General features: G+C 47.2%; 14 protein-coding genes. All 14 read right to left on the bottom strand.

Annotated features, from left to right (window positions below; translation table 11 throughout):
* A partial coding sequence (locus ACWVCM_RS11105; protein ID WP_455201822.1) for a PilW family protein occupies nucleotides 1–575 on the bottom strand: 575 nt, incomplete at its 3' end.
* A 47-nt stretch (nucleotides 576–622) separates the two neighbouring features.
* The gene (pilV, locus tag ACWVCM_RS11100; RefSeq protein ID WP_455201821.1) at nucleotides 623–1,144 is read right to left on the bottom strand and encodes a type IV pilus modification protein PilV; all 522 of its coding nucleotides are present in this window, start codon (nucleotides 1,142–1,144) and stop codon (nucleotides 623–625) included.
* A 41-nt stretch (nucleotides 1,145–1,185) separates the two neighbouring features.
* Entirely contained in the window at nucleotides 1,186–1,770 is a 585-nt protein-coding gene (locus ACWVCM_RS11095) for a GspH/FimT family pseudopilin (RefSeq protein ID WP_455201820.1), read from the bottom strand.
* Between the two features lie 363 nt (nucleotides 1,771–2,133).
* A complete protein-coding gene (locus ACWVCM_RS11090) occupies nucleotides 2,134–2,604 on the bottom strand; it encodes a type IV pilin protein (protein ID WP_455201819.1) in 471 nt (156 codons plus the stop codon).
* Nucleotides 2,605–2,721: 117 nt separating this feature from the next.
* Nucleotides 2,722–3,204 (bottom strand): type IV pilin protein, encoded by a 483-nt coding sequence (locus ACWVCM_RS11085; RefSeq protein ID WP_455201818.1) that lies wholly within the window; start codon nucleotides 3,202–3,204, stop codon nucleotides 2,722–2,724.
* Between the two features lie 65 nt (nucleotides 3,205–3,269).
* Nucleotides 3,270–3,644: a hypothetical protein gene (locus ACWVCM_RS11080; protein WP_455201817.1), complete on the bottom strand. Its 375-nt coding sequence runs from the start codon at nucleotides 3,642–3,644 to the stop codon at nucleotides 3,270–3,272.
* A gap of 21 nt (nucleotides 3,645–3,665) precedes the next feature.
* Nucleotides 3,666–7,445, bottom strand: coding sequence for a pilus assembly protein (locus tag ACWVCM_RS11075; RefSeq protein WP_455201816.1), 3,780 nt, complete (start codon nucleotides 7,443–7,445; stop codon nucleotides 3,666–3,668).
* A gap of 37 nt (nucleotides 7,446–7,482) precedes the next feature.
* Nucleotides 7,483–8,013 carry a pilus assembly PilX family protein gene (locus ACWVCM_RS11070; protein WP_455201815.1) on the bottom strand — a complete coding sequence of 177 codons (531 nt, stop codon included), beginning with the start codon at nucleotides 8,011–8,013 and terminating at the stop codon, nucleotides 7,483–7,485.
* 49 nt (nucleotides 8,014–8,062) lie between these two features.
* A complete protein-coding gene (locus ACWVCM_RS11065; protein WP_455201814.1) occupies nucleotides 8,063–9,088 on the bottom strand; it encodes a PilW family protein in 1,026 nt (341 codons plus the stop codon).
* Between the two features lie 8 nt (nucleotides 9,089–9,096).
* Nucleotides 9,097–9,594, bottom strand: coding sequence for a type IV pilus modification protein PilV (gene pilV, locus ACWVCM_RS11060; RefSeq protein ID WP_455201813.1), 498 nt, complete (start codon nucleotides 9,592–9,594; stop codon nucleotides 9,097–9,099).
* 30 nt (nucleotides 9,595–9,624) lie between these two features.
* Nucleotides 9,625–10,200 carry a GspH/FimT family pseudopilin gene (locus tag ACWVCM_RS11055; RefSeq protein ID WP_455201812.1) on the bottom strand — a complete coding sequence of 192 codons (576 nt, stop codon included), beginning with the start codon at nucleotides 10,198–10,200 and terminating at the stop codon, nucleotides 9,625–9,627.
* A gap of 434 nt (nucleotides 10,201–10,634) precedes the next feature.
* Nucleotides 10,635–11,330 carry an electron transport complex subunit E gene (locus ACWVCM_RS11050; RefSeq protein WP_455201811.1) on the bottom strand — a complete coding sequence of 232 codons (696 nt, stop codon included), beginning with the start codon at nucleotides 11,328–11,330 and terminating at the stop codon, nucleotides 10,635–10,637.
* Nucleotides 11,331–11,337: 7 nt separating this feature from the next.
* Complete coding sequence (gene rsxG / locus ACWVCM_RS11045) at nucleotides 11,338–11,994, bottom strand: electron transport complex subunit RsxG (RefSeq protein WP_455201810.1); 657 nt, start codon at nucleotides 11,992–11,994, stop codon at nucleotides 11,338–11,340.
* Nucleotides 11,991–13,016: electron transport complex subunit RsxD (rsxD, locus tag ACWVCM_RS11040; protein WP_455201809.1), on the bottom strand; the 1,026-nt coding region annotated here is incomplete at its 5' end. The genes rsxD and rsxG, both read right to left, overlap by 4 nt.

Below are 13,016 nucleotides of genomic sequence, written 5' to 3'. Positions count from 1 at the left end.
GTATTAGCGCCACCGGTTGCTGCAACGTTCGCGGCGTGTTCAATGACACCATCCGTATCAGGATCATTGGTAATCATGAATACTGCCGCGCCCGCACAGTCGCTCACGGTCACAACATCCCACTGCTGTAATGAGTCATAATTCATGTGGCTTGCATCCAGGGTAAGCGAGGATTGCAAACTGGCCATTGGTTCGGATACGGGAATGGCCGTGGCTTCAGACACTCGACGGATAATGATGGAATCAGGATTGCCGTTGCCTTCATTGCCTTCAATAGCCGTCGCAAAATCATAATTCGTTGTTTGATCCTGCAGGGTGTTGACAACCTCGTTGGTGGAACCCAGACAACCGAGATAACCCGAGGTGGTGATGTCGCGGATCATTACGTCCGTCATGAGCCGGGCATTTTCCTGTATTCGGGAAAGCGCCTGCTGGATATTGTAGGATTGCTTGGCGCTCTGGAAAATTTTCACGACTCCGGCGAGCAAGATAAGGCTGATCGTAATGGCAACCATAATCTCGACCAGGGTCAAACCATTTTGCTTGTGAATTGTCTGCATACGTAACGTCATCATTGTTTACCGTGGATATTTCCGGGGACCTTTCTATATAAGTCGGCAGCCTAGGGGATGAACTCCAGTCGGAAACACTTCAAATCTACGGTGTAATCCGTACCGCAATTGGTACCTGTAGCACCGGTGCGGGCCTCATCCCAAAGTACCGTGATAGTAAACACCCCCCCGTTTTCCGAAACCATGCCGTAGCCAGATGGCAGTAAACTGGCGATGGAGCCTTCAGCGTCTTTATTGGTCCATTGGTAAATGTCATAAGTTGCTGTTTCTGTAGAAGAACATGCAGTGTTGCCACTAATGCAACCGGGTTTGCTGGTGACCGGGTTGTCCATGCTGTCGACAGCATCATAGTTACCGGCGTTAACGCCCTGCAGGTTGGAGCGCATGCGATCCGCCATGTCATAAGCCAGCATCGATGCCTGGGTTTTCAGATAGGAATTATGGCTTTGTTGAATGCCGCTGGTTTGCAGGCCGGCCATTCCCAATAAGCCGATCGAGATAACCAGAACGGCGATGAGCATTTCAATAATGGTGAATCCGGATTGCGTGCTGGGGACTGAATACTGCTTCATTGATTTACTACCTTTAAAACGTTGATTGATTCGGGGATTCTTTACACACTGCAACTGGCGGCGCTGCGAATGGCGGCGCTAACACTGCTATCAGTAGCAGGTGCACTGCGTACGCTACCTGTGGTGGAAATGATGATGGCGCGGGCATGATCGCCAAATTTTCTCGTATCGCAGAAAATCAGTGTTGAATTGGTGGAGTCCAGCATTGAGCCGGTAATGAGCTGTGCGAATCCGGTACCTGCGTATGAAATGTAATTTGCTACGTCTGACTGGCCGGCAATTGTTGTTTCGCCGCTTACCTCTTTGTGTGCACGGATCAGCTCTTCGGTGGCCGCGTCACGTTGACCATTGTCATTGCTATCCACAAAGACAATCCAGCCCTGTTGCCAGTCACCGCTATTGGAGCAGGTATCCGCATTGTTACTCTTACACATGGTGACGCGCTCGCCGCGTTTAACGGCTTCACTTCGCGCAAGGTTGAGAGAGGAGACAAAACTATGCACTGTGGTCGACATGCGGTTGTTTTGAATGAAAGCCTGAAAGCTGGGTACTGCGGTGGTGGTGATGATGGCGGCGATGGCCAATACAACGAGCAATTCTATAAGGGTAAATCCGGACTGCTTCATACTGCTACCTGCTAAGTTACTGCTTAAGTGGATAATCAGTATGCAATATATCCAGTGCGCTACGTAAGCAGTTTTGTGACGGACGGCACATTTTGCCGATAAATGGTATAAAATTTGATCAGCCTGGCAGCAGGTGGTACTCCAGGTTCAACAGGGTAGATGATTAATTATATATATTATTCAAAAGGATATGAAGTTATTTTTTAGATTTTACTTTTTGAGAAAATTGATCATTGAGATTGATGAACCGGCCAATTAATCCACTAATATGCCGTAAACTACTTACGTAATTTATATTCCAGAACAGGATTAGGCTGTCGGAAAAGATAATAACGGCATTGCTGAGTGCCGATATTCGCTGCGTTATCCTTTCCAGCACGCTGCTGTAGTGACAGCCCCGCCGTTGTCCACTGCAGTTTGTACGCCCGCCTGAGTAAATGTGAATGTGGCACATGTCGTATCATTGGCCTGCGTAGTACCTCCCACGGGTGTGGCGGTAAGGGTGAATGTTGTTGCGGTAGTCGCTACGGCGATTGAATATAACCCTGTTCTTGGGGGAGGTGGGACGATAACCGGGGCTGCATAGGGCGCGATACAAATCGCATTGTTATAGGCCAGGGTATCACTGCGACAATGTTCCAGATCCTGGGCAATTTGCATCAAACCGTTGATGGCATAACTACGATTGGTGGTACGAACCTGTGAGTTATAAGAGGGTATTACGATCGCAGCCAGGATACCGAGGATAGCAAGTGCTATTAGTAACTCAATAAGTGTGAAACCGTGGTTTTTTAAACTGGAATTAAATTCAATTTGATTTGTCGTACCGATCATCATAGTCACCTTTACCTACGTAGTGATTATGACTATAGGCGTTTAGGTCACTGGTTGCAACGGCGAAAATTTTTTTCCTTTTGCGTAAAAGCAACTACCTGATTTGAATTAATATATTTACCAATGGTTTTCATCCGTATCGAGGGTATCACCATCATCATTTTTATCCCAACGCTCCACGCCGGTTGAAGCCAGTTCCAGGTATCCATCACCCACTTGCCCACCAATCGGTGTAGCGCGTAAGGTGTAAGATCCCGCGCTGGCAGCATGAATGGTCAGGTTATAAAATTTTACGCTGCCATCGACAGGTGTTTGAGTGTGGTAAATCCGGGGTGCTCCAGTGTCGGTTGGAGTGGCGGCTGGTCCCGCTGCGCCTTGATAAGTACCTTTATCTGTAAACCAGCGCTCCATTGCACCCGAAAGATTGGCAAGGCCAGCTTGCGCGTCAGCACGTCGGGCTTTGGATACCGATACGTTGTAGGAGGGCACAGCGACCATGGCCAGCAAGGAAATTATTACTACGACAATAAGTAATTCCACGAGCGTGAAACCCTGGCTGGTATTGCGATTGTTGATAGTCGTCATTTTATTTTGTGGCATCACATTGCTTCCAGATTTTTTTTTGTGGTTATGATAGTTTGGTTATGGCAGTCTTGTTGTAATGGTTAATTACGATCAATAGCGCCATTGGGTAACGCCCAAACTTCGACGACCCGTCCATCCTTGTCCGTGCGGTACGCCAGTTCCATGCCTTGTTTGATGGAATACCGGGAACTGAAGTTGGTGACCAGGCTATGCACCAGTAAATTGGGCGATACTTTTACAGATCTTCCGTTGACGACCCAGTCATTCTGACCCCGTATTTCCGTTAGCACACCTAAGGCTTGAAAGTGAGATGGGTAGTACTTTGGCAACTGGGCAGAGACCGAACTTGGCCGTTTATAGGTTGTAGTCGTTGTATCTGCGTACGCCAGGTTGGTGCTTATAATCATAGCTACTGCATATCCTATAGTAAGAGTTGAAAAAAGTTTGCTGTTCATAATCGATATCCTCCCCGATGATTATTCAATTTCGCGCCATGAAGTACGGCCAGTGGTGGCATCTCCGCCGGTATTGGTGTCTATACTGCGAATTTCATCACCCGCCTGTGTCATGCGGCGGCTGCCAATGAATGCAGAGTCAGTGGGTGTTGCATCGTCAAAACGAAGACCGGTTACGATATTAATGGGTGGAATCAGATCACCAACATTATCTCGATTGTCGAACGTGTGGTCATTGTTCAGATCAAAAATTGTTTTATCGCCGGGACCGCCCGTGAATGGATCAAAGGCCAGTTCAAAACCACCACTACCCACGCTGCATTGTGTTGTATTGCGTGGTATTACCGTATTCACAAACACGATATTACCGCGTAGCTGCAGATTACGAACGGCACGTTCCCCGGGATATCCCGCATCAAGGTCGATATACCAGCCTTTGACTTTGTCTGAAACTGGTCCATTGTTTTTCCAGGTGACGGGATTATTGGTTAAGGTTCTCACCGTAAAACCGTGTTCTGCGCTGGCATGGTTGGTAAAAGCCTGTTCGACCAGCTGGTTCGTCGCGGAATTCATAGTGACTTCGGGAGTGCCGGACAGATCATCCCAGATACCATAAATGGATTGTGTACCATAGTCGGTGGCGTCGTTACTGGTCATCCAGCTTCCGGTGGTTGCTATTACAATATAACTTGGATCTGAAGGATGTTTGACTACTATTGGGCGTTTGGTAATAGGCTGAACAGTAGTTCTGGGGAATGAATTACCCGCACTATACCGAGCTTTGAATATGATATCCGGAGCGCTGGCCCAGGAGGTGGCTGTAGTGCTGGTCAGGTCGAAGCGGTACAGATTTCCCTGTAGATCACCGGCATAGACATAGTCAACCGTTCCGTTGCCATCGCTATCAATACCTCTTACGCCGCCAATGCCGTTGGGGGTTGTGCCATCAACGCTTGTGCCTTTACCATAACCAGTATCAATCTTGATGAAATCTGAGTTGGCGGTCCATACGCCGTCCTGCCCGGCTTCTATGAAGAGCACATAAAGATGTGCATTACCATTTGCGCTTGTGCTGTTATAACCATTACCAAAAATAGCTACCCAGCGCTTATTGCCTCCAGAGTCAGCGTTACTCATGGCAATCAAAGGTTCGCTGTAGGAATAACCGAGGTCACTGTTTCCAACGCCACCGTCATCGGCTTCTGTGAATTCCCACAAGACGTTTTGTGCGGCCTCTGTTTCTGTATCCAGGTCGTCGGGATCGGTAACGTTTAAAGCATAATAGCCTTTGCCACCTTTGCCGAGTCCACCCACTAATACGGTGTTCCAGCTCAGCGAACCGGTATTGGTACCGGATGCCGGTGTCATGTAGATATCATTGACACTGGGCGTCAGGTCAACATAGTACTGGTGAGTGTAGTTAGGATCCGTGAGGTTTGATAAATTTTGAATGACAATGTTCGGCACGTAAGAAAAATGTTCTTCGCCAGTGTCAGCCTTAAAGGCATGTAGCATTCCATCATTCGCACCTGTGTAGACCAACTGTGTACGGCTTTGATTCGCCGATACAAAGCCAGAGTAGGGGTCACCTGGATAATCCCCGCCATCTCGGCCAATAAAATGCGGCTTGCCGACAAATACGGGTGTGGAGTGGACTATATCGCCCAGTTTACCGGCAGTTTGCGAACGTTCACGAAACTCCCCAATGGCGTAATTGGTGCCTTCGTCTCCGCTTAGACCGCGCAGATATGCCAGTCGCTCGTCACCAAACGTGTTGGTTCCGGGGAGTACGCTTGCGGGTTGTGGAGAATCCAGTAATGCCCGTTGGCTGTTTATGCCGCTGGTAAGACCTGCCCAGGTGAACGGAGTGCCGGTACTGGTGCCAGATCCTGTATCTTTGTAGGTGACAATGACACGGCTATCGGAAGTGGTGCCGATCTTTTTGTCGAGTTCATCTGCGGCGCTCCAGTGAATAGCACTGTTCACGGTTCCATTAACATTAACCTTCTGTGCAACGAGGTTGCCGTTATTAGTTTTGGTGTTAAAGGAAGCTCTGAAAACCAGCGTGCCGGCTTCCACTTCCTGAGTGTTAAACGCTACCGCGGTTGCCGTACCGCTATTGGATTTGATATCCGTAAGGATATTATTCATGGCATTCTGGAACGCCTGTGGGTCGTTTGCATTGGTAAACAAACCGCGTCCATTCACTGCAGCATGCAATACATCGTCAATTTTTTCAGGATAACCGGCTGTTGGGTCAGGCCATGCAAAAGGTGCAGATAAGTTGGATGGTCCCGCGCTTAGTGTACCGTCAACACCGAAACCAACAGTGTAAAGTGACATGTGCTGGTGCATGGTTTTAAACGGGTTCGTGCTTCCAGAGTAACCGGCAATATCGCGAGCAGATGTGGGGACATCATTACTTAGTGTTGGCTGCAGGTCGCGTTCATAATAGTGCATGGCAACATCGGCTAAGGTATTAGAAAAACCGTCGGCAAATGCGCCGCCATCAAAGTCACCGGCTCCGGCGTCGGTGTTATTTACTGAAGGGCTTGTGGGACCGTTCCAGTAACCGTCGGTTATAAGGATGGTGTAGTTCGCCTGGCAGGTTCCCGCTGGAGCTGCCAATATGGGGCAGGTAGCACTTCCCGGTGCTGAACTTCCAGCAGAACCAAAGATATCACCACTATTACATTCAAAATATTTGCCAGTTTTATTCAGTGCATCACGCAATGGCGTGTCATCATCAGGTTCAGTGAGAAACAGTTTGTCCAGCAATAACTTTTTGTTGCCGCTGGTTGGCGATACATTCATTGACGCCACTGGAATTCCATTTGCGGCATTGTCGTTTATCGTGGCGTATCCCATGCGCGCTGAATTGATCGGTTCGATTACTTTACTAAATGATGCTTTTGCTGCCAGGTCGCGCTTACGGTAGTAACTGAACCAGTTAGCGAAGTTCTGGATTTCCTGGTTGTAAGAGCAGGTGGCAGTGCCATTACCATTGTCAGTACAGTCGTCACGACCCACGCCAGTGCTGGCGTTATAGGCGCTGCGCGTGTAACTCGCGGTAGTTGATTTGATCTCAACCAGCGTATGATCGTCATCCATGTCGACGACGCCATTATTGGCATTAGCAGGTGTCGTGGTATTACTGTCAGTCCACGTATAGTAGCGGGCTGGATAATAGCCGGTTACCGTAAACCCGATATTTAATGCAGGATTTGATGTGCAGTCGAGCAGACCGCAATCTGTACCGTAGGAAATGGCAGTGGTGAGATCAAGTGCTCCTGCTGCCGGATTGTTGGGGTCATACGGTGCCGCTGTTTCACTAACATCAGTAAAGGTATTGTTCCCTGCGTTTACACCTTTCCAGGGTGTATAGCGTATGTCCGGGTTATAGTACATTTTATTGTAATTGTGGTTCCATGCGCGCCATACACCGCCTTGAGGATCCGCTAAGCCCTGGGCTTTCATGAATTCTTCAGTCGGGACAACCCAGGTATCATCGTTTACGGCAGGTGGATTACCAAGTGCGCCGGGATCAGGGTGTGTATAGTAGTAGAGGTTGCCACCCAGATGAAACGTACCTTCATCACCTTCGCTCGTCATGACGCCCCAGTCCATACTGCCTGAATCATCGTGCAGTATCATAATGTTGGGTTCGACATTGTTGACGACTTCCAATGCATTATTGGAAAGGTTTAGCGGACCAGCCATGGTGCCTGATAAAGGTGCTGCCAGTAAACTGACAAGCAAGGCTGGTTTGGTTAGAGCTGGATTGAGTTTAATGTCCATCATATACACCCCAAAAGTGTCACACCTAATTGAATAGTCTTTATAAACGTTTACCGAAAGTGGTTTGAAGCATTACTATATTGTTACCAGAACTTCCCGTTGCGCGTGCAGTAATTAAAAACATTTCAACACGCCCTGCGCCTGTACCCTGTCCGTAATTGTCCAGGTTTAACTGGTCTACATCGTTTTGTTGAGAAGCCAGGTGTTGAATAATGAAACGCGGTGCTGCGTTGACAGCATAACTGGTGTTAAAGCTGGTATATTCGATACTGTCCGAACTGTTCCAGCTAATGTTGTCCCATAGTCTCTGTTGTGACTTGTCGTACAATCCATCACTGCCGTCGGTATCAAAGTCTGTTAGAGACACAATATTCGTATTAATATATTGTTCAGCTTCTCTTAAAGTGGCTTCTGCTGCCTGAAATGCCAGTTGCGTGTCGCGAACGTTACCAGCCATCTTTTCTTCGAGTACAGCGGATTTCATGCCTGATACGCCTAAAATAGTTAGTACCAGCATGATAATTAGACTGATAATAAGAACTGAGCCAGACTGGTGTTGCATGTGTTTCATAATATTCCTCACGTTCCAATGTTCGGTGGATATTAATACGTTCTTTTCGTCAAGTTACCCGATTTCGAATTGCGATTGATGTAGTAAAAGTTCTTCTAAGTCGGTGATCGCCATATGCAGTTAATTCGGCAGCAACATTGTCCTCAATGGATCGAATCTGAAGCTCAACACGTATACTAATAACGTTGTTCCAGTCTGTAACAAGAGTTGAGTTTACGTAGCGGTTTGGTGTGCCGTCATCATCGCTATCTTCCCCGTAGAGTAATTGCATATCTTCTATTCCATCTACTAGTTCCTCGGGAGTCATGCTTCCAGCATTTCCCATAGTCATTCGAAACAATGACGGTACACCAGCGGAGTTATTACTTATGTAGTAAGTATGGTTTATCATTTTCATTACTTCGGCATCTTCCTTGTAGATAGTAGAAAGCATTGGCGTAACAATGTTGTTGGTAGCGTCATGAGTTATTTCTACAAAAGGTTGGCCTGGAGTAGAACCTGAGGTGACATTTGATGCGGCAAACGTATCTGCATGTTCACAGTCAGTGACCATCAAGATATCGTCTCGACTAAATACGCCGGCAGCCAGGGCTGGAGGCAGTTTTATTTGTGCGCTCAATGAGGTCATGGGTCCAACAGGGTGGATACCGGTACTGCTGCCTCGTTTGATGCGAATAATATCGGTACCGGGTACAACGGTGCTCGTAGTTAACTGAAGCACACTATTTAAAGTTATAGGTAGGTTAGAATATTCAAAGCCTTCCAATCCGTTCCCGTTGAATACCGAAACATTATCAGCACCTGCGATACCATCTAAATCAACAATGTTAGCTGGCGAAGCAATAGAACTTGCACAGCCCATATAACCTGCCATTCTGAGATCCTTTGTAATTGTATTCATTGCGAAGCGACCACTTTCCTGCAGCCGGGCGAATGCTTCCTGGACTCGGTAGGTTTGTTTGTTGTTGATAAAGATGTGCATAACGCCGGCCAGGATGATGAGGCTGAGTGATACCGCAACCATTACTTCAACAATGGTTATGCCCCTCTGATATGATATGGCTGAATGTGTCATCATAGTTCTCATATAACGCTACTTAAGTTAAAACAGGTAAGGTCTACTTTTGGATCTCCGCTGCAATTTGTGCCCGTTGCACCTGTGCGATGGTCATCCCACATCACAGTGATAGTAAAAACCGAGCCAGCGCCGGATCCAGTGACACGACCTTGACCTGAAGGTAATAGTTGCGCCAGTTGTTGGCTCCATTCATAGGCGTCGTGCACCGACATCAGTGCCACGCTGCAGCCAATGGAAATACACCCTGGATCCGATGGAGTGGTGCTCAGTAAAGTGTCGTAGTCACCATTTTCCACACCCTGCATGTTGGCGCGCATGCGGTCCAGCATATCGTATGCCATTAGTGTTGCCTGGGAACGCATGTAGGCGCTGGTGTTGTTGCGTAGACCATCAGCCTGCAGACCTGCGAGACCCAGTAATCCAAACGCCAGTACGACAATGGCGACCAACACTTCCAGCATGGTAAATCCTGATTGTGTTTGTACAGCTTGCCTAGTATTCATAACTTTTTCCCTGTTGCCCTGTGTGATGAATTAAACGGTTGGCGATGCGCAGGTATTAGGTACGGGTGTAATAAGGCGCGGGCGACCCGTTGGACTAACTTGCAACTGGTTGCCATGGCCTGCACCACGGTCATCGCAGACGGCGAATACTGCGGTGCCGCCACCCATATCAATGGTGCCATCTGTCTTATAAATGAGTATGGTGTTTGATACGCTGTTGGTTTTGACGGTTACAGTACCTTCAACTTCCGCTGTAGCACGAAGCAAAATGTCACTGCCTGCGTCATATGTTGTATTTGCATCGGTGTTGACAAATACCAGCCACCCGGAAGACCAGTTGTTGGCATTGCCGCCACAAGAAGGATTGATCGCCGTTGGATTAGCGCTGCGGCACAGAATAACGGGATCGCCACGTGTTACTGCTTCATGGCGTGCATAATTTACATCGGTAACCAGCGTGTTGGTATAAGTTGTCACGCGTCCGTTCTTAATGAATGATGAAAAACTGGGAACAGCAAACGTCAAAACGATCATGCTGATTGAGATGGCAATTAACAATTCAATCAGGGTGAATCCGTCGGCTGTAGTAAAATATTTGTGACTCATAATTTGTTACCTTATGTAAAACGCATGTGATAGTGCATTAAGTGATGTTCAGTGTAGTGATAAAAGTATTTTCGTGTTTTGAAAAAAGTACCGCTTGTCCATCAAACCTGACCATTAATCCCTGGTGCAGGTGATTTGACTAGAATTAGCGGGAAAACTGCCTAACTACTTGAATAGAAAAGATAAAAAAGTGTGAACTGATTCACTGGGGGAGTGTGATTGGATGAGAACTTTAAAGAATTAACACTAATAAAATTTTCGAAACAGATGTATTCGCTTAGTGAAATACATCAGCAAGTCTGTGAAAAATTTTTTGCGCGTACTGCGTCACACCATTGTTGTGATGCAATACGCTGGTAAGTGGGATACCGTTCACTGATAAAGGGTGAGCGGTATTTATGTTGGTGAATACCTGTTCAGTTAAATGCTAAACATCAGGTCGCGGGTTGAGCGTCTGTTTCTGAGCTTGGCGTTTTCAGCATTACACGTTGCCTGGTGTAACGATCAATATAATTTTTGCAGGCGATCATTAAACCCAGGCCAATAAAAGCGCCGGGCGGCAGAATGGCAAGCAGGTAGCCTTCATAATCTTCAATGAATGTTATTGTCATCCAGCGAGCGCTTTCACCAAACATCAGGTGAGCATCGGCAAACAGGGTGCCCTGGCCAATGATTTCACGCATACCGCCTAATATGACCAATACTGCTGCGAAGCCAATGCCCATCATTAAGCCATCAACAAATGAGCGGGATATTGAATTTTTTGAAGCGTATGCTTCAGCGCGCGCGATGATGGCGCAGTTGGTAGTGATCAGCGGCAGGAAAATACCAAGAATTAAAAACAGATCATAAAAATACGCTTTCGTTAAGTACTCAATGATAGTCACAAAGCAGGCAATAACCATAACAAAAACCGGAATGCGTAATTCTGGGCGAACAATATGGCGTATGGCGGATACTGTTACATTGGATCCAGTTAATACCAGTGTTGTCGCAATACCTAAGCCCAGCGCATTGATCGTAGTATTTGAAACCGCGAGCAGCGGACACAGGCCTAATATTTGTACCAGCCCCGGATTGTTATGCCACAATCCGTCCAGCGCAATTTTCCTGTAGTTGTCATCGCTCATTGTGTTTTTAGTCCTGATCCTGTTGCTGTGCCGTAACGATTTCAGTAGGTTGATTAAACAGAGTATCTTTATTCAGTTCATAATATTGTAATGCTTTTGCTACTGCTTTTACCACTGCACGAGGCGTAATCGTTGCGCCGGTAAACTGGTCAAAATAACCGTCATCACGTTTTACTTTCCAGGATTTCTGTTCCGGATTATTTATGCTGTGACCATCAAAGGTTAATATCCAGTCGCTGCGCCGTATTTCGATCGCATCGCCTAACCCCGGCGTTTCGCGATGACCAATTACCCTTACACCTGTTATGGTTCCATCATGCTTTATCCCAATCAATAGCTTGATATCACCATTGTAACCATCCGGTGCGACAGCCGTGATGATGACGGCGAAGGGTTGGTTATCGTTGCGCGCTCTGAATACCGGTAAGGGAGCTTTGCTTCCCAGGTATTGTTCTGATGTCACTGTAATCTGATCATTGATCATTTTATTGTTATAATCTTCCGGGCGTACCACCGAATGTAAACTGCGTAACAATGCTTCGCGTTCTGCCTGGGCGATTCTATCTTTCGTCATTTCATAGGCCAGGGCCACCAGGCCGGTACCAGTGACAGCAAAACCTGCCAGCAAGACAGCCGTGGTGAGCATATGTTGCGTCAGTTTCACGGCTCATTCCTTTTGTGACCATACACTCGGGGCTGGGTGTAGTAGTCAATCGTTGGTGCGGCAAGATTCATCAGCAAAACCGCAAAGGCAATACCATCAGGGTAACCGCCCCATACGCGTATGACATAGGTTAAAATTCCCACTCCAATGCCATAGACAATACGCCCCATGGGTGTCGTGGCTGCGCTAACCGGATCGGTTGCAATAAAGAATGCACCGAGCATTGCGCCACCGCTAAACACATGAAACATTGGGGATGCATAGTGATCCGCGTCTTTTAAATAAAAGATCAGGGCAATTGTGAACAGGCTGCCTAATACTGCTACGGGTATATGCCAGCTAATGACTTTTTTATAGATCAGCCAGACGCCACCGAGAAAAATCCAGTTTCCAACCCATTCCCAGCCAATACCGCCAAAGTCACCGAAAATGGCGTAGCCACTTTTTGTTTCGCCGACTGTAACATCAATGTTTAACTGGGTTTTGATCAGGTCCAGCGGGGTTGCGGCAGATAAGGCATCCAGTGTGAAGCCGCCAGGATAAACGCCCAGGAAAACCGCGTTCAAAGTGTCAATAAAGCTGAAATTGAGTTGTGACAATGTTAACGGTGGCAGCCACACTGTCATATCCTTGGGAAAAGATATAAGTAACATGACGTAACCCACCATGGCGGGATTAAACGGATTATAACCCAGTCCGCCATACAGGTGTTTTGCCACAATCACTGAAAAGCTGACCCCAAGTACCGTTAACCACCAGGGTGCCAATGGCGGAATGCAAAATGCGAGCAAGATAGCGGTAACCAGAACACTGCCATCCGTCAGAAAAAGATGCACTGGCCGTTGCCGGGCTTTTAACATCAGAAACTCACAAATCAGGGCAGTGGCAATACCAATACCCATATTGATTAATAAGCCCCAACCAAAAAACCAGATGTAACAGATGGTGGCAGGTACTAATGCCACTAATACACGTGACATCATTTTTCTAATACTGATATCAGCATGAATATGCGGTGATGT

The organism is Kaarinaea lacus (genome assembly GCF_975902315.1).
This window is presented reverse-complemented; position numbering and strand designations above follow the sequence as displayed.